Consider the following 17437-nt stretch of genomic DNA (forward strand, 5'->3'; position numbering starts at 1 on the left):
GTCACTCCCTGTTCTCGCGGACGTCTTCGCGGATGTTCTCGCGGACGTCTTCCCGGATCTTCTCGCGAATGTTGCCGCGTCCGTTCCCTGTCGTTCCTCTTCGTGCCGTCCGCGGCCGTGCCGCCTGCTGACGGGCCGGTGCCCGCGAGATCACGGGCCGCCGCCCGGCGCGGCCGTTCAGGCCAAGCCAGCTTAGAGCCCGCGCGACCGGTCCCGGGCCACGGGCGGCCAGCGCCTCGGGCGCTCCGGGCTCCTGTTTGGCGAACGACACCAGCATGCCGAGCGCGGCGAGCGTCGGCAGCAGCGCCGATCCGCCGTACGACACCAGGGGCAGCGGGATGCCGGTGACCGGGAAGACCCCGATGACCGCGCCGATGTTGACGACGGCCTGACCGGCGATCCAGGCGGTGACGGCGGCGGCCGACAGCCGGACGAAGGGGTCCTTCGTCCGGATGGCGATGCGCAGCCCGGCGTACCCGAGCAGGCCGAACAGCGCGACCACCACGAGCGTCCCCATCAGCCCGAGCTCCTCGCCCAGGATCGAGAAGATGAAGTCGCTCTCCGCGTGCGGAACGTAGTTCCACTTCTGCCGGCCCGCGCCGAGCCCGAGGCCGAACCAGCCGCCGGAGCCGATGGCCATCAGTCCCTGGGCGGACTGGAACCCCTCGTTCTGCGCGGTCTCCCACACGTGCATGAAGCCGGTGAGGCGGCCGAGCCGGTACGGCTCGACGACGATCATAGTGGCGGTCGCCAGCGCGAGCAGCGCGAGAATCCCGCCGAACAGCCGCACCGGCGCGCCGACCACCCACAGCAGCGCCAGGAAGATCATCATGAGCACGAGCGTCGTGCCGAGGTCGCGCCCCAGCATGACCAGGACGGCCAGCAGGGCCACGCCCGGCATCAGCGGGATCAGCAGCTGGCGCCACTCGATGCGGCCGGCGCGCGCCCGCGCCGCGAGCAGGTCGGCGCCCCACAGCACCAGGGCCAGCTTCGCCGGCTCCGACGGCTGGACCGAGAACGGGCCGATGACGATCCACCGCTGGGCGCCCAGCAGTTCCTGGCCGAGGAAGATGACCATCAGCAGGCCGAGGATCGACAGGCCCATCAGCGGATAGCCGGCCAGGCGGAAGAACCTCTGCGGCAACCGGGAGCAGACCCACATCAGGGGAAGCCCTATCGCCACCGACGTGACCTGCTTGAGGAACCAGTAGAACGGGTCGCCGGTCCGCTGCAGCGCCTCGATGCTCGACGCGGACAGCACCATCATCAGCCCGAGCGCCAGCAGCAGCGCGCTGCACCCGAGCACCAGGTGGTAGGACGTCAGCGGGCGGGCGAGCAGCTCGCGCAGGGCGGCGAGCTGGGCGGCGGCCCAGCCGACGGGCTCGGGCCCCTGGCGTTCCGCCTTCCGGGCGGTGGCGGCGCCGGCGGGGCCGGTCGCGGGGCCGGTCGCGGGGCCCGTCACCGGGCCGCCAGCCGCCGCACGGCTCGGGCGAAGGCCTCCCCACGCGCTCCGTAACTCGCGAACATGTCCAGTGACGCCCCGGCGGGGGCGAGCAGCACGGTGTCACCCGGGGTGGCGAGCCGGGCGGCTTCGGTGACGACACGGTCCATGACCCCAGTGTCTTGCCCCGGCACGTCCACCACGGGGACATTCGCGGCGTGTCGCGCCAATGCGCGGCGGATCACATCCCGGTCGGTCCCCAGCAGCACCGCGCCGCGCAGCCGGGGCGCGGCCTGCCGCACGAGGTCGTCGATGTCGGCGCCCTTGAGCTGGCCGCCCGCGATCCACACGACCGACTCGTAGGCGGCCAGGGACGCGGCGGCCGCGTGCGGGTTGGTCGCCTTGGAGTCGTCCACGTAGTCGACCTCGCCGACCCGGGCCACGTGGGCGATCCGGTGCGGGTCGGGCGTGAACTCCCGCAGGCCGCGCCGTACGGCCTCGGGCGGCACGCCGTACGCGCGGGCCAGGGCGGCGGCGGCGAGCGCGTTGGAGACGTTGTGCGGCGCGAACGGCCGCACGTCGGCGAGGCAGGCCAGCTCTTCCGCCGAGGTCGCCGGGTCGGCCACGAAGGCCCGGTCGACCAGCAGGTCCTCCACGACTCCCAGCTGCCCGGGCCGGGGCACGGCGAGCGTGAAGCCCACCCGTGAGGCGTACGGCTCGGCCAGGCGGGACGACGACGCGTCGTCGGCGTTGTAGACCACCGTCCCCGCTCCCGCGAAGATACGCGCCTTGGCCGCGGCGTACTCCTCCATGGAGCCGTGCCAGTCGATGTGGTCGGGCGCCACGTTGAGCACGGCCGCCGCGAGCGGGGCCAGGGTCGAGGACCAGTGGAGCTGGAAGCTCGACAGCTCCACGGCCAGCACGTCGTACGGCCCGTCGACGGCCTCGACGATGGGGACGCCGACGTTGCCCACGGCCACGGCCTTGTGCCCGGCGGCGGACAGCATGGACGTGAGCATGCGGACGGCGGTGGTCTTGCCGTTGGTGCCGGTCAGCGCCAGCCAGGGGGCCGCGGGCTCCTGCCGCAGCCGCCAGGCCAGCTCGACCTCCCCGATGACATCGACGCCCGCGTCCGCGGCGGCGACGAGCAGCGGGTGGGTGGGACGCCAGCCCGGCGAGGTGACCAGGAGCGAGGTCGCGGCGGGCAGGGCGGGCTCGCCGAAGCGCACCTCCACGCCCAGCTCGGCGAGCTCGGCGGCCGTCGCGCGCTGCCGCTCGCCGTCCGCGGCCTCCAGCACGGTCACGCGCTCGCCGCGCGCCGCCAGGGCCCGCGCCGCGGCGGCGCCCGACACGCCGAGGCCGGCGACGACGACGTTCACTGTTTCGGCATCCATTCGAGGTAGAACAGTCCGAGACCGGCGGCGACGCACAAGGCGGCGATCAGCCAGAAGCGCACCACGATCGTCGTCTCGGCCCAGCCCGACAGCTCGAAGTGGTGCTGGAGTGGCGCCATCCGGAAGACGCGTCTGCGGGTGAGCTTGAAGGACCCGACCTGGATGATCACCGACATCGTGATGATCGCGAACAGGCCGCCCAGGATGACGAGCAGGAGCTGGGTCCGGGTGGTGAAGGCCAGGCCGGCGATCACGCCGCCGAGGGCCAGCGAGCCGGTGTCACCCATGAAGATCTTGGCGGGCGGGGCGTTCCACCACAGGAAGCCCAGACAGGCGCCCAGCACCGCCGCCGCGACCACCGCCAGGTCGAGCGGATCTCGCACCCAGTAGCAGTTGGGGCCGAAGCCGACCGTCGTGCAGCTGTTGCGCAGCTGCCAGTTGCCGATCAGCACGTACGCCGCGAGGACCAGGCAGGTGGCGCCGGATGCCAGGCCGTCGAGGCCGTCGGTCAGGTTCACCGCGTTCGAGAAGCCCACGATGAAGAACACGACCCAGATCATGAACCCGATCAGCCCGATCGACGGCCCGATGTCCCGCAGGAACGACACGCGCGTCTCCGCGGGGGTCACGGCGTAGGCGTTGGGGAACCGCAGGACGAGCACCGCGAAGATCGCCCCGACGACGAGCTGCCCGCCCGCCTTGGCGCCGCTGCGCAGGCCCAGGCTCCGCTGCTTGTAGATCTTGATGAAGTCGTCGAGGAAGCCGACCGCGCCGAGGCCCGTCATCAGGAACAGCACCAGCAGTCCCGATGCCGTCGGGGGGTCGCCGACGGCCGAGAAGACGGTCGCCCCGTGGGCCACGAAGTAGCCGATCAGCGACGCGATGACGATCACCGTGCCGCCCATCGTGGGAGTGCCCTTCTTGTCGTAGTGTCCCGACGGGCCCTCCTCCCGGATGTTCTGGCCGTAGCCCCTGCGGGCGAACAGCCGGATGGCCAGCGGCGTGCCGACCATGGAGAGAATCAGCGAGATCGCCCCCGCGATGAGGATGTTCCTCACCGGGCGTCACCTCCGAGGATCGCCTCGGCGACCCGCTCGAGTCCGGCCGCACGCGGCCCTTTCACCAGCACCACGTCGCCCGGCGCGAGCCGGTCCGACAACTCCCGCGCCGCCGCCGGGGCGTCCGGGACGTGGATCGCGCCGGGCGCGCCCCGGAGCACCGGCTCGGCGTCCTCCCCCACGACGACGACCGCCTCCAGGCCCGCGCCCGCGGCCAGCCGCCCGAGGTCCTCGTTCAGGGCCGGACTGTCCTCGCCGAGTTCGCGCAGCGCGGCGATCACCGCGAACCGCCGCCGCCCCTCCCCCATCACCGCGAGGCTGCCGAACGCGGCCCGCATGGAGTCGGGGTTGGCGTTGTAGGCGTCGTTGATCACGGTCACGCCGTCGGGCCGCTCGGTGACCTCCATCCGCCAGCGGCTGCGCGGCTCGGCCGCCGACAGCTCCTCGGCGATGTCGGCCACCGGCAGCCCCAGCTCGTGCGCGGCCGCCGCGGCGGCCAGGGCGTTCTCCACCGTGTGCGCGCCGTACAGGCGCAGCCGGACCGGAGCGGTGCCGGACGGCGTGCGCAGCGTGAACGAGGCGCGGCCGGTCGCGTCGAGCGTCTCGTCCTCCGCCCGCACGTGCGCCTCCGGCGAGCGCCCGAAGTAGGTCACCCGCGCGCTCGTACGGCCGGCCATCGCGCGCACCAGCGGGTCGTCGGCGTTGAGCACGGCCACCCCGTCGGCGGGCAGCGCCTCGACGAGCTCGCCCTTCGCCTGCGCGATCGCCTCCTTGCCGCCGAACACCCCGAGGTGCGCGGTGCCGACGTTGAGCACGACGCCGATGCGCGGCGGGGCGATCCTCGCGAGATAGGCGATGTGGCCGATGTTGCGCGCGCTCAGCTCGAGGACCAGGAACCGGGTGGTCTCGTCGGCCTTGAGGACGGTCAGCGGGTGGCCGATCTCGTTGTTGAACGAGCCGACGGGGGCGACCGTGGGGCCGAGCCGGGCGGCGAGGCCGGCCAGCAGGTCCTTGGTCGTGGTCTTGCCCGCGGATCCGGTCACCCCGACCACGGTCGTGCCGGACAGCTCCGACAGCACGGCGGTGGCGAGGGAGGCCAGGGCCGCGAGCGGGTCGCCCACGATCACGGCCGGCGCCTCGACGGGCCGGGTGGCGAGGACGGCGGCGGCGCCGGCGTCGCGGGCCTGCCGGGCGAAGTCGTGCCCGTCGGCCCGTTCACCCTTGATCGCCACGAACAGCGAGCCCGGTCCGGCCGCCCGTGAGTCGATCACGACGGGCCCCCGGACCACGGCCGCGGGGTCGGCCGCCCCGTTCAGCGCTCCGGACGTGATCTCGGCGACCCGGGCCAGCGGCATCGGGATCATGGTGTCTTTCCTGCTCTCTTTCGCGTCGCTAACTCGGCCGCCAGGGCACGGCCCGGCATCGGCTCACGCATCGGCGGCCTCTCGCGCCGCCCGCCGCGCCCGGCTCCGCTCCGCGATGGCCGCGGCGGCCACCTCGCGGTCGTCGAAGGGAACGACCTCGCCCCCGACATACTGCCCCTGCTCGTGTCCCTTGCCGGCCACAACTACCACATCTCCGGGCGCCGCACCGCCGATCGCCAGGCGGATGGCGGCCGCCCGGTCCGGCTCCACGACCACGTGGCCCCGCTCCTTGATGGGTACCCGCAGTGCGCCCTCCAGCATCGCGGCGAGGATCGCGAGCGGGTCCTCCGTGCGAGGGTTGTCGCTGGTGAACACGGCCAGGTCGGCGAGGCGGACGGCGGCCTCGCCCATCATCGGGCGCTTGCCGCGGTCGCGGTCGCCGCCGCAGCCCAGCACGATCACCAGGCGGCCTCCCGGCCCGTCGTCCAGCACGGCGCGCAGCGAGCACAGGACCGACTCCACCGCGCCCGGCTTGTGCGCGTAGTCCACGATCACCTGGACGTCGTCCGCGCCCGGCACCCGCTCCATCCGGCCCGGCACGCCGCCGAACTCGCCCACGCCGGTCACGGCGGCCTGCAGCGGGACCCCGGCCTCCACCAGCGCCACCAGCGCGCCGAGCGTGTTGGCCACGTTGAACGGGCCGGGCAGGGCCACCGACACCTCGGCCTCGACCCCGCCGGGACCGACCAGGCGGAACGTGCTGCCGGCGGAGCCGAGGCGCACGTCCTCGGCGCGCCAGTCGGCCTCCGGCGCCCCGGCGGCGGAGAACGTGGTGATCGGGATCTTGGCCGTGGCGGCCAGCTCCCGTCCGTGGGCGTCGTCGATGTTCACCACGCCCGCCCGGCTGAGCTCGGGGGTGAACAGCCGCGCCTTGGCCGCGAAGTAGTCGTCCAGGTCGCGGTGGAAGTCCAGGTGGTCCTGCGAGAGGTTGGTGAAGATCGACACGTCGTAGAACAGGCCGTCCACGCGGCCGAGCGCCAGGGCGTGGCTGGAGACCTCCATGGCCGCCGCGCTCACGCCCCGCTCGCGCATCAGCGCGAACAGCCCCTGCAGGTCGGTCGCCTCCGGGGTGGTGAGCTCGGGGGTGAACCGCACGTCGCCCGCGCGGATCTCCACGCCGCCGACCAGGCCGGTGCGGTGACCCGCCGCCCGCAGGCCCGCCTCCAGCAGGAACGTCGAGGTGGACTTGCCGCTGGTGCCGGTGACGCCGATGAGCGTGATGCCGGCCGCCGGCCTGCCGTACACCCAGGCGGCGACCTCGCCGAGCACCGCCCTCGGGTCGGGCACGACGAGCACCGGCAGCCCGGTGGCGGCGGCCCGGTCGCGGCCCTCCTCGTCGGTCAGGATGGCCGTCGCACCCGATGCCAGGGCGTCGCCGGCGAACTCCGCGCCGTGCCGGGCGTTGCCGGGCACGGCCACGTACAGGTCGCCGCGCCGCACCCGGCGCGAGTCGAGGGTGATTCCGGTGACCGTGCCGCGCACCGCCCGCGCTCCGGGGGACGGGACGGCCGACGACGTGCCGAGCAGGGACGCCAGCGCGGACAGCGGACGGGCCTGGACGGCCTCGGGACGCATGGACGACGGGGAACGCACGGCGAGAGCGTACCCCCCTCCGTCGCTCGCCCCGGCCACTCCTGCTCCGGTCACTCCGCCGTCACTCCGACGGGCGAAGGACCATCGCGGGCGCCTTCGTACCGGTCGGCGGGATCTTCCTGCTCTTCAACGCGAAAGTCATGACGTCCTTGAACACCGGGGCGGCGACGGAGCCGCCGTAGTGGTCCTTCTTCGGGTCCTGGATGACCGCCAGGGCCATCAGCCGTGGCTGGTCCGCGGGGGTGAAGCCGACGAACGTGGCGGTGTACCCGCAGTATCCCGCGCACTTCTCGTCGTATCGCATGGCGGTGCCGGTCTTGCCCGCGACACGGTAGCCCTCGATCGAGGCCTCCTCTCCCGTGCCCTCGTGGCCCACCACGGCCTCCAGCATCAGGGCGATCTTCCTGGCAGTGGTCTCGCTGATCACCCGCGTGCCCTTGGCGGCGGGGCTGGGGACGAACGCGCCGTGCTCGTCGGTGGTGCCCGCCACGATCGAGGGGGTCACCCGCACTCCGCCGTTGGCGATCGTCTGGTAGACGCTGGCCATCTGCAGCGCGGTGACCGAGATGCCCTGGCCGTAGGCGATCGTACAGCGCTGGCTGCCCGACCATGTCTGCCACTGCGGCAGCAGGCCGGCCTGCTCGCCGGGGACACCCGATCCGCTGCGCGCGCCGAATCCGAAGGACCGGAACATGTCGTACAGCCGCTGGCTGGAGATCTTCTCGGATACCATGATCGTGCCGACGTTGCTCGACTCGGCGAGGATCCCGGTGAACGTCAGCGGCTCGGGCTTGTGCGGGTGGGCGTCCTTGAGCTGCTGGTCGGCGCACTGGATGTGGTCGGGCACGCGGAAGACGGTGTCGGGGGTGACGACGCCCGCCTCCATCGCCGCCGCGGCCGTGATCACCTTGTTGGTGCTGCCCGGCTCGAACACCTCGGACGCCGCGCGGTTGGCGCGGTCCTCGGCCGGGGCCGACTGCCAGTCGTTGAGGTTGGCCTGGGGCGCGTTCGCCATGGCGAGGATCTGCCCGGTCCGCACGTCCATGACGATCACGCTGCCGCTGCGCGCCCCCGTCGCGCGGACCTGCCGGTCGAGCGCCTGCTCCGCGGCCCACTGGATGTCCCTGTCGACGGTCAGGCGCACGTCCCGTCCGGGCACCGGCGCCTCGCGCTGGCTGCGCGTCATCGGGATGCGCTGCCGGTTCGCGCCGAGCTCGACGCTCTGCTTGCCGTCCTTGCCCGCCAGGATGTCGTCGTACGCGCTCTCCAGGCCCTCCAGGCCCCTGCCGTCGACGCCGACGAAGCCGAGCAGGCCGCCCGCGAGCGAGCCCCCGGGATAGAGGCGGCGATAGGTCTCCTTCATGCCCACGCCCTTGAGCTCGAAGCCCATGATGCGCTTGGCCCGCGGCGGCTCGACGCCACGGGCCAGCGGGATGTACCGCTGGGTGGTCTTGGCCAGCGCGGCGGCGATCTCCTCCTTGGGCTTGTTCAGCTCCCGTGCCAGCGTGGTGGCGACCAGGTCGCGCTTGTCCGGGTCGACGTCCTTGGGGTCGACGTAGATCTCCCTGGCCTCCACCGTCACGGCGAGGTCGTGGCCCCCGGCGTCGGTGATCGAGCCGCGCCGCGCCGGCAGCGTCTCGGGCCGCACGCGCTGCTCCGCCGCCCTCGCCTGGAGCACCTTGGAGTCGAAGCCCTGGAGCTGGACCAGCCGGCCGGCGAACAGCGACAGCACGATCGCCATCACCACCAGCGCCGCCCTCAGCCTCCGGGCGGGGTTGCCCAGCCGGAGCACGGCGGGCGGACGTGGCGGGCCCGGCGGGCCCGGCGGGCCTGAAGAACGCTGCGGTCCCTGCGGACGCTCCCGGCGCGGCGGGGTGCCGCCGCTACGGGGACGGCCCGCGCCGGTCCCGCCGGGCGCTCCCGGCGCGGACGGCCGCGGTGCGCCGGTCCTGCCCGGAGCCCCTGCCCTCGCCGAAACGGCGTCGCCGGACGTTCCCGATGTTCCCGGGACGCCGGGTCTGCCGGGAGCACCGGACTTTCCGGAAGCGCCGGACTTTGCTGGGCCGCCGGAACGCGGGTCGCCGGCGGCCGCGGTGCGTGGGCGGCCGGGAGCGCCGGACGCGGCTCCCCGCGCGCCGTGACCCGGCGCGCCGCCACGCGGGCGGTCAGAGGTTCCTGGCGCACCCGCCGGCGACTGCCCGGATCCCGCGCCACGCGGCCGGTCCCCGTCGTCGCCGGATCCGCTCGCGCGCGCGCCACGCGGACGCCCCTCACCCGGGGCCGGGTGCTGCGCGACGGCGCGGCGCGGGCCGCCGCCGGGCACGCCGGGCTCGCCCCTTCGCGGCGTGCGAGAGGGCGGGACGGATCCGCCCGGCGCCGGCCGGCGCCTCCCGGGCGACTCGCCGGTGCGGCCGTTCCGGGCGTCGTCGCGCCCGCCCGCGGCGTCGCGCGCACCGTCGGCCCGGCCGCCGCCCTGCTTGCCTCCGCCTTCCGGGGCACCGCCGGTCCTGCCGCGCCGTGCCGTTCCGCCGGTCGTGCCGCCCGTCGCGTCGTCGCGTCCGGGGTCGGCGGGTCTGCCGGGACGTCCAGGCTTCGGCGGCCCGTCCTGACGGGACGGCCGCCCCGGGGAGCCCGGGCTCCTCCTGTCACCGCCCGGGCCCTGGCCACCGCCTCGCCCGCTGGGACCCCCGCGGCCGGGACCCGGGTTCCGGCCGCTGTCTCTCACCGGTCCGTGCCCTCCTTCTGGGCCTGCTCCTGCGCCGCGCCGCCGCCCGCGTCGATGAACTCCGGCGCCGACGTGTCGGGTTCGAGACCCTGCGCCGCGGCCTGATCGCCCAGCGGGCCCGGCTGCGTCCACTGGCGGAGCTGGTTCTCCTGCTCCGCGGCCTGCTCGTGTAGCTCGTCGATGCTCGACTGCAGGTCGCTCAGCCTGAACGAGTCCTGCGAGAGGACCACGTTCAGCAGCAGGAGGGTCACCAGGCCGCCGCACATGAGGCCCACGACGAGCAGCACGAAGGGCGCACGCGGCGGCCGCCGGAACGCCCGCCGCGCCATTGTGGCACGCGCGGTCGCCGCCGGCCGGGTTTCCGCTCCGCCGCGCCGGACGCGCCGCGGAGCGGGCGCGACCTCGGTGAGGCCCCGGGCCTCACGGGACGGCGCGGGACGGGTGGCCGTGCGGGATCCGGCCGTGCCGGGCGCGGCTGTGCCGGAAGCGGCGGGGGCGGCCGTACGAGCCTTCCGGGGGGCCGGGACCGCCTCACGACGGAGCCGGCCGTCAGCGCCAGGCCGGGAAGCCGGGGCGGCCTCCCCGCGACGGCTCTCCGCGCCGCCGCGGGGAGCCGGGACGGCCTCGCGCGTGCGGTCGTCGCCCGCTGTGGGCGCGCCGGGGCGGACGCGGCGCTTCTCCGGAGCGGCGACGGCCTCGCCCGCCGTCGCGGCGGTCCGGCCCGGCGTGCGGCCGGGTACGCGCGGCGGCGCGGCCGTGCGCCCGGCCGCCCTCCTGCTCTCCTGCTCTGTCCTCATCCCTCGCGGATCCTCTCTGCCGCCCGCAAGCGGGCCGAGGCCGCCCGCGGGTTGCGGGCCACCTCCTCGTCGTCCGGGAGCTCCGCTCCCCTCGTCAGAAGGCGGAACCGGGGCTGGTGAGCCTCCAGGGGGACCGGCAGCCCGGGGGGGCTGGTGTCCCTGGTTCGCGCCACGAGGACCTGCTTGGTGAGCCGGTCCTCCAGGGAGTGATAGGCGAGCACGACCACGCGCCCGCCCAGCACCAGCGCGTCGAGCGCGGCGGGGAGCGCGCGCTCGAGCGCCGACAGCTCTCCGTTCACCTCGATGCGCAGCGCCTGGAACGTTCTCTTCGCCGGGTTGCCCCCGGTCCGCCTCGTGGCGGCGGGTATCGCCGCGCGGACCAGGTCGGCAAGCCGTTTCGTGCTGGTGATGGGGTCCTTGGCGCGCTCCTTGACGATGAGGTTCGCGACGCGTGCCGCGAAGCGCTCCTCGCCGTAGTCGCGCAGGATGCGGGTGAGGTCCGCGGCGGAGTAGGTGTTCACCACACGCTCGGCGGTGAGCTCCTGCTCGCGGTCCATCCGCATGTCGAGGGGGGCGTCGTAGGAATAGGCGAAACCGCGCTCGGCCTCGTCGAGCTGAGGGGAGGACACGCCGAGGTCGAACAGCGCGGCGTCCACGCGGGGCCGTCCGGCGTCACGGAGCACGTCGGCCAGGTCGTCGGAGACGGCGCGCACCAGAGTGATCCGGTCCGCGTACGGCGCGAGCCGGGCGGTGGAACGCTCGATGGCGGTGGGGTCGCGGTCGATGCCGACGAGGTGGAGAGAGGGGTGGGCGGCCAGAAGCGCCTCGGCGTGCCCGCCGAGACCGAGGTTGGCGTCCACGGCCACCGGCTCCGGTCCGGACAACGCCGGAGCGAGCAACTCCAGCACGCGATCGAGCATGACCGGAACGTGACCACCCGGCTGACCGGGCTCGTACGACAACGCTTCCAACCCCCATTTACGCCGCAGTACTCGCGGATTCGCGGCTGTGCCGCCGGTGACTACCCAACGGACCCCCACCCATGCCGGTTCCCTGAGAACCGACCCGTCCGGCCAGGTCCCCATCCGCGTCGGCCGTGGCGTCTGACACCGGGGAAGGTGCATCAGCTGCCACATGGGAGCGGGTGGAGACCTCGCCGAACGTCACCGACGGGTCAATTGATCAAAAGAAAGGACCGATCTACAGAATCCCGGGCAGCACCTCCTCCGAAAGATCGGAGAATGCCTGCTCCTGAGCCTCCAGGTAGGTGTCCCATGCCTGGGCGTCCCAGATCTCCAGCCGCGTGTTGGCGCCGATCACGACGCAGTCACGTTCCAGCCCGGCGTACCGCCGCAGCGTCTGGGGAATCGTGATGCGTCCCTGCTTGTCCGGCACCTCGTCGGACGCGCTGGCGAAGAAGACACGGCTGTAGTCGCGGACCGCCTTCGCCGTCACCGGAGCGGTACGCAGGGCCTCGGTGATGCGCTGGAACTCCTCTACGGGGAAGACGTAGAGGCAGCGCTCCTGGCCTTTGGTGATCACCAGACCCTCCGCCAGCTCCTCGCGATACTTCGCCGGCAGGAACAGCCGTCCTTTGTCGTCGAGGCGCGGGTGGTGGGTGCCGAGGAACACCGGACCCACCTCCTGTGCCTTGTGGAGCGCTCAGCGCTATAGCCCCTGCCCTCCACTGCGCACCACCATACTCCACTTCTCCCCACCGTCAACTGATTCTGAGCGTGTCGGCATTCAAAATCGGCGGCGTTTTCGCAGGTGAAATGGGGTGGGTCGGAGTGGGGCGCCGCGGCGCCCCCCGGCCCGCGCACGGGCGTGTCGGCCCCGCGGAAACCCCGGCGCGTACGGGGTTCCCGGCGGCGGCCGGGGCCCGGTGGGGGAAACCGGTGGGGGGAAGTGGAGCGTGCCGGGGCGGCCGGGCTTCACGTGTCACGGGATTCGGACGAACGCGCCACGTGACCGTGAAGAGATGCCACAACACTGTGGGCAGTTCACCCGGATTTCCGGACAAAGTCGCCCGAGAACCAGAGGGGACATAGGGTCAGTACACAGAATGGAAAAGGAACGTTTAACGCCCCATTCTCGGGGACGCACCCTCATGGAGGCCTGGTGGCAGTAACTCCCGACGTCACCGATGCTTCAGCCCGGCTCGAGGATCTGATCGACACCGCCCACCGGATCCGCAACTCGATCGAATCAGTGATCGAGGGCAAGAGCGACGTCGTCCGCCTTACTCTCACCGTGCTCCTGGCGGAGGGCCACCTGCTGATCGAGGATGTGCCCGGCGTGGGCAAGACGATGCTCGCCAAGGCCCTGGCGCGCTCGATCGACTGCCCGGTCAAGCGCGTCCAGTTCACCCCCGACCTGCTGCCGAGCGACATCACCGGAGTCAGCGCGTACAACCAGCAGACGCGGGAGTTCGAGTTCAAGCCCGGACCGGTCTTCGCCAACATCGTCGTCGGGGACGAGATCAACCGCGCCTCCCCGAAGACGCAGTCCGCCCTCCTGGAGTGCATGGAGGAGCATCAGGTCACGGTCGACGGCGTGACCTACGCGCTGGAGTCGCCGTTCATGGTCATCGCGACGCAGAACCCGATCGAGATGGAGGGCACCTATCCCCTCCCCGAGGCGCAGCGCGACCGCTTCACCGCCAAGATCGCGATGGGGTACCCGGAGCCGGCCGCCGAGCTGGAGATGCTCGACGTGCACGGCGCCTCCCAGCCGCTGGACAAGATGGACCCGGTCGCGACCACGGCCCAGGTGGCCGCGCTGATCCAGGCCGTCCGCGCGGTCTACGTCTCCCAGCCGGTCAAGCGCTACGCCGTCGAGATGGTGGCCGCCACCAGGCACTCCCCCGACCTGCGGCTCGGCGCCTCCCCGCGGGCCACCCTTCATCTGGTGCGCAGCGCGCGGGCCCACGCCGCGCTGTCCGGCCGCGACTACGTGATCCCGGACGACCTGCAGGACCTGGCCGTCCCCGTGCTGGCGCACCGCCTGCTGCCGAGCATGGAGGCGCAGGGGCAGCGCCGCCACCCCGAACAGCTCGTCGGCGAGCTGGTGCGGCGCGTCCCCGTCCCCGACGCCAAGTAGCGGACGCGAGTGAGCCGGGCGTACGCCCGGCGATGTGACAGTGAGCAAGTGACGGAGGGCCCATGACCGGGCTGAAGGCTCTGACCCCGCGGGGACGTTCGTTCCTCGCCTCCGGCGTGGCGGCCCTGCTGTGCGCCCTCGTCCTCGGGGAGCAGGACCTGCTGCGCGTGGCCGTGCTGATCATCGCGATGCCGTTGATCGCGTCGATGGTCGTCGCGCGCACGCGATACCGTCTGGCCTCCGCCCGGCGGCTCAGCCCGGCGCGGGTGCAGGCCGGCGAGGAGAGCACGGTCACCCTGCGGCTGGAGAACGTCACCCGGCTGCCCACCGGGCTGCTGCTGGTGGAGGACACCCTGCAGTACGCGCTGGGCACGCGGCCGAGGTTCGTCCTCGACCGGATGGAGTCGCGCGGCGTCCGGGAGATCGACTACAAGGTGAGCTCGGACCTGCGGGGACGCTTCCCGATCGGGCCCCTCTCGGTGCGGATCGCCGACCCGTTCGGGCTGGTCGAGCTGACTCGCTCCTTCACCATCACCGACACGCTCGTGGTCACCCCCGAGGTGGTGCCGCTGCCGCCGGTGCGCCTGTCGGGCGAGTACAGCGGCGGCGGCGACAGCCGTACGCGGTCGGTCGCGGCGGCGGGCGACGACGACGTGGCGCCCCGCGAGTACCGCCAGGGCGACGACCTGCGCCGGGTCCACTGGCGCTCGACCGCGCGGCACGGCGAGCTGATGGTCAGGCGCGAGGAGCAGGAGTTGCAGAGCCGGGGCGCGCTGCTGCTCGACACCCGCAGGCACGCCCACCGGGGCGAGGGGCCGCGCTCGTCGTTCGAGGTCGCGGTCTCGGCCGCCGCGTCCATCGGCGTGCACCTGTCCGCGGAGGGGCTCGCCCTGCGCCTGGTCACCGACCAGGGCGCGCGGCACGTGGTGGACACCGGCCAGTCGTGGTCGCTGCTCGACACGCTCGCCGTCATCCGGCAGAGCACGGCGCGCTCGCTGGAGCACGGCGTCGGCGCGCTGCGCCAGGGCGGCGGGGAGGGGCTGATCATCGCGGTCCTCGGGGCGCTCGACCCGGAGGAGGCCCGGACGCTCGCCCAGCTCAGGCGTTCGGGCGTGACCGCCGTCGCGGTCCTGCTCGACCTCGCCTCCTGGGACCGCGCTTCCGGGAACGGGGCCTCCTGGGACGCCGTCGCCGACGAGAACGCGCGGGCCGCGCGCTCGGTCCTGACCGGTGCCGGGTGGCGGGTGCTCGACCTGCCCGCCGGTGCCTCGCTCGCCGGCGTGTGGCCGGAGGCCGGAAACAAGAGGAGCGCGGCCTGAGCCGGCCGCTCCGGCGTGACGGAGGGTAAGAAGCAATGAAACTGCCGGTTGCGGCGGGGCTGGCCACGGCGGCCGTCACGATCACGCTTTACCCGCTCTTCGAGGGCGGCGCCTGGTTCTGGTCCTGCATGGGGGCGATCCTCGTCACCACCGTGGCCGGGGCGGTGGCCTCCCGCCTTGGCGCCCGTCCGTGGGTGGCGCCCGCCGTGACGCCCGTGGCGGCCCTGCTCTACCTGACGCTCGTCTTCACGCCTGACGAGGCGTGGCTGCGGATCGTCCCCACCATGGACTCGCTCGCCCGGCTCGCCGAGCTGGTCGGTTCCGGGTTCGACGACATCCAGCAGTACGCCGCCCCGGTGCCGGACAATCCCGGCATCACGCTGCTCACCGCGGTGGGCGTGGCGCTGATCGCCCTGCTCGTGGACGTCCTCGCGGTGCGGCTGCGCCGGGCGGCGCTGGCCGGGCTGCCGCTGCTCGCCCTGTTCACCGTGCCCGCGGCGGTGCTCACGGAGCCGATCGGGTGGCCTGCGTTCGTCGTCGCGGCGTTCGGCTACATCGGCCTGCTCGTCGCCGACGGGCGGGAGCGCCTGAGCCGCTGGGGCCGGGCCGTCGTGGTGCGACGTTCCTCCGGCTCCGCGCATGGCGCCACCCCCGACACCGAGCGGCTCGCCCTGTCCGGCAAGCGCATCGGCGTGGCGGCGATCGCGCTGGCGGTCCTGGTGCCCGCGGTGCTGCCGGCGCTCTCCCCCGATCCGCTGTTCGGCTTCGGCGTCGGCAACGGCCTCGGCGGGGGCGGCGGCAACATCGGCATCCCCGACGCCATCGCCAAGCTCGGCGGCCAGCTCAGGCAGCAGCGCAACGCGACCGTGCTCACCTACACCAGCAGCGACGACGTGCCGCGTTATCTGCGGATCTACTCTCTCGACATCTTCGACGGGACGAAGTGGACGCTGTCCCCGCTGCGGGGGCTCTCGGAGGACCGCGTGTCGGAAGGGCCGCTGCCGCCCACTCCCGGGCTCCGCCCCGGGGTGTCGGTGAAGCGCGCCGAGATGCGGGTCACGATGAGCGAGGACATCGGCAAGCTCAACTTCCTGCCGCTGCCGTACCCGGCCCGGCAGGTCGACGCGGACGGCGACTGGCGCGCGGACCGGTCCTCGCTCATGGTCTTCTCCACGGAGGACGAGGCGTCCGGGCTGGAGTATCGGGTGGTGACCGAGGAGCCGGAGCCCACCATGACCGAGCTGCGCACGGCGGTGGCCCTCCCGGAAAGCGAACGCTATCTGCAGCTGCCCGACGGGCTCGATCCCCGGGTGGCCGCCCTCGCGCGCCGGGTCACCGCCGACGCCGCCACGCCGTACGAGGCCGCGGTCGAGCTGCAGGAGTGGTTCACCCGGGCCGGCCGGTTCACCTACGACGTTCGCGCGTCCGGATCGGGCGCGCAGGCGCTGTCCCGCTTCCTGCTGCGCGACCGCACCGGCTACTGCGAACAGTTCGCCGGCGCGATGGCCGTGATGGCGCGTCTGCTCAACATCCCGGCGCGGGTGTCGATCGGATACACGGGCGGCGCCAAGATCGGCGACGTGTGGACGGTCCGCACCCACGACGCCCACGCGTGGCCGGAGCTGTTCTTCGACGGGATCGGCTGGCTGCGGTTCGAGCCCACTCCCGCCGGGGCCGGCGGGCAGGGCACGGCCCAGGTGCCGCTGTACTCGCTGCCCGTCACACCGACGGACGATCCCACGACGGGCCCGTCCGACGGGCCGTCGGCGGACGAGAAGGACGACAGCGGCCAGAGCGCCGGGCCGGCCCGGCCGAACCCGCGCCAGCTCGACCGCGACCTCGACGGCACGGCCATCGCGGCCGACCCGGGCACGCCCATGACCGTCAAGATCGGAATCGGCGCCGCCGCCGCGCTCGCGCTGCTGTTGCTGCCCGCCGCCGCGCGGCTCGTGGTGCGCCGCCGGCGCCATCGCCGGATGACGCGGACGGCGACGGGAGGCCACGCGGCCTGGTCCGAGCTGCGCGACATGCTCACGGACCTGGGGATGGCCGGGGAGCCGAGCGAGACGCCGCGCGCGCTCGGCCGCCGGATCGGCGAGCGGTACGCGCTCGGGCCGCAGGCCGCCGAGTCGCTCACCCGCGTCGTCACGTCCGAGGAGCGGCTCAGGTACGCTCCCACGCCCTCGGCGTCGGGGCCCGTCCCCGCGGACCTGCGCCGGATCAGGCGCGATCTGGCGTCGAGGACCTCACGGTGGCGGCGCCTGGGGGCCGTGCTGGCTCCGACATCCGTTCTGCTGCGGGTGCGGGCGGCCGGCGAGGGAGCGCTCGACGTGTTCGACCGGCTGGAGGGACTGCGGCTCTGGCGGGCGCGGCCCGGCGCGACGCGGACGGCCACCATGCCGGAACGCCCCGGCGGCACCCGGGCCGGAGCCGGCGACTCCGCGAGCGAGCGGACCCTGACCGGCGCCCGTCGCTGATCGGCTCCCGCCACTGATCGGCGGCCCCCCGGCAGCCCGGCGCCGGACGATGTGGGGCCGGACGACGTGGGGCCGGGGGCGGCGGGCCCCTATCGGGTCAAGCTGAG

General features: G+C 73.7%; 12 protein-coding genes. 3 read left to right on the forward strand and 9 right to left on the reverse strand.

Annotated elements, in window-relative coordinates; translation table 11 throughout:
• Position 1: 1 nt before the first annotated feature.
• The 9 genes from ftsW to mraZ all read right to left on the reverse strand — a co-directional run bounded on the left by ftsW (position 2) and on the right by mraZ (position 12064).
• The gene (ftsW, locus tag HHX35_RS01310) at positions 2 to 1462 is read right to left on the reverse strand and encodes a putative lipid II flippase FtsW (RefSeq protein ID WP_182897202.1); all 1461 of its coding nucleotides are present in this window, start codon (positions 1460 to 1462) and stop codon (positions 2 to 4) included.
• Positions 1459 to 2835, reverse strand: a complete 1377-nt coding sequence (murD, locus tag HHX35_RS01315; protein ID WP_182897203.1) for a UDP-N-acetylmuramoyl-L-alanine--D-glutamate ligase — start codon at positions 2833 to 2835, stop codon at positions 1459 to 1461. Before murD ends, ftsW begins: the two co-directional genes overlap by 4 nt.
• Entirely contained in the window at positions 2817 to 3893 is a 1077-nt protein-coding gene (gene mraY / locus HHX35_RS01320; protein ID WP_139574426.1) for a phospho-N-acetylmuramoyl-pentapeptide-transferase, read from the reverse strand. Before mraY ends, murD begins: the two co-directional genes overlap by 19 nt.
• Positions 3890 to 5257, reverse strand: coding sequence for a UDP-N-acetylmuramoyl-tripeptide--D-alanyl-D-alanine ligase (murF, locus tag HHX35_RS01325; RefSeq protein WP_182897204.1), 1368 nt, complete (start codon positions 5255 to 5257; stop codon positions 3890 to 3892). The genes mraY and murF overlap by 4 nt, the downstream gene beginning before the upstream one ends.
• Before the next feature lie 63 nt (positions 5258 to 5320).
• A complete protein-coding gene (locus tag HHX35_RS01330; RefSeq protein WP_182897739.1) occupies positions 5321 to 6892 on the reverse strand; it encodes a UDP-N-acetylmuramoyl-L-alanyl-D-glutamate--2,6-diaminopimelate ligase in 1572 nt (523 codons plus the stop codon).
• 79 nt (positions 6893 to 6971) lie between these two features.
• Positions 6972 to 8702, reverse strand: a complete 1731-nt coding sequence (locus HHX35_RS01335; protein ID WP_310738835.1) for a penicillin-binding protein 2 — start codon at positions 8700 to 8702, stop codon at positions 6972 to 6974.
• Positions 8703 to 9631: 929 nt separating this feature from the next.
• The gene (locus HHX35_RS01340) at positions 9632 to 10432 is read right to left on the reverse strand and encodes a hypothetical protein (protein ID WP_182897206.1); all 801 of its coding nucleotides are present in this window, start codon (positions 10430 to 10432) and stop codon (positions 9632 to 9634) included.
• On the reverse strand, positions 10429 to 11352 hold the full coding sequence (gene rsmH, locus HHX35_RS01345) for a 16S rRNA (cytosine(1402)-N(4))-methyltransferase RsmH (RefSeq protein WP_182897207.1): 924 nt from the start codon (positions 11350 to 11352) through the stop codon (positions 10429 to 10431). The genes HHX35_RS01340 and rsmH overlap by 4 nt, the downstream gene beginning before the upstream one ends.
• A gap of 280 nt (positions 11353 to 11632) precedes the next feature.
• Positions 11633 to 12064, reverse strand: a complete 432-nt coding sequence (mraZ, locus tag HHX35_RS01350; RefSeq protein WP_079318531.1) for a division/cell wall cluster transcriptional repressor MraZ — start codon at positions 12062 to 12064, stop codon at positions 11633 to 11635.
• Between the two features lie 489 nt (positions 12065 to 12553).
• On the opposite strand from mraZ, the gene HHX35_RS01355 reads away from it, so the two are divergent.
• The 3 genes from HHX35_RS01355 to HHX35_RS01365 all read left to right on the forward strand — a co-directional run bounded on the left by HHX35_RS01355 (position 12554) and on the right by HHX35_RS01365 (position 17330).
• Positions 12554 to 13534: a MoxR family ATPase gene (locus HHX35_RS01355; RefSeq protein ID WP_182897208.1), complete on the forward strand. Its 981-nt coding sequence runs from the start codon at positions 12554 to 12556 to the stop codon at positions 13532 to 13534.
• Positions 13535 to 13596: 62 nt separating this feature from the next.
• Positions 13597 to 14853, forward strand: coding sequence for a DUF58 domain-containing protein (locus tag HHX35_RS01360; RefSeq protein ID WP_182897209.1), 1257 nt, complete (start codon positions 13597 to 13599; stop codon positions 14851 to 14853).
• Between the two features lie 35 nt (positions 14854 to 14888).
• Positions 14889 to 17330 carry a DUF3488 and transglutaminase-like domain-containing protein gene (locus HHX35_RS01365; RefSeq protein WP_182897210.1) on the forward strand — a complete coding sequence of 814 codons (2442 nt, stop codon included), beginning with the start codon at positions 14889 to 14891 and terminating at the stop codon, positions 17328 to 17330.
• The last annotated feature ends 107 nt before the right edge of the window (positions 17331 to 17437 follow it).

The sequence above is a fragment of the Microbispora sp. H10830 genome, assembly GCF_014161375.1.
Lineage (GTDB): Bacteria > Actinomycetota > Actinomycetes > Streptosporangiales > Streptosporangiaceae > Microbispora > Microbispora catharanthi.

Bases quoted from the DNA above. Each gene is read 5' to 3' on its own strand.
- murD (WP_182897203.1), bottom strand. From the start codon at position 2,835: ATGGATGCCGAAACAGTGAACGTCGTCGTCGCCGGCCTCGGCGTGTCG.
- murF (WP_182897204.1), bottom strand. From the start codon at position 5,257: ATGATCCCGATGCCGCTGGCCCGGGTCGCCGAGATCACGTCCGGAGCG.
- HHX35_RS01330 (WP_182897739.1), bottom strand. From the start codon at position 6,892: ATGCGTCCCGAGGCCGTCCAGGCCCGTCCGCTGTCCGCGCTGGCGTCC.
- HHX35_RS01340 (WP_182897206.1), bottom strand. From the start codon at position 10,432: ATGAGGACAGAGCAGGAGAGCAGGAGGGCGGCCGGGCGCACGGCCGCG.
- rsmH (WP_182897207.1), bottom strand. From the start codon at position 11,352: ATGCTCGATCGCGTGCTGGAGTTGCTCGCTCCGGCGTTGTCCGGACCG.
- HHX35_RS01360 (WP_182897209.1), top strand. From the start codon at position 13,597: ATGACCGGGCTGAAGGCTCTGACCCCGCGGGGACGTTCGTTCCTCGCC.
- HHX35_RS01365 (WP_182897210.1), top strand. From the start codon at position 14,889: ATGAAACTGCCGGTTGCGGCGGGGCTGGCCACGGCGGCCGTCACGATC.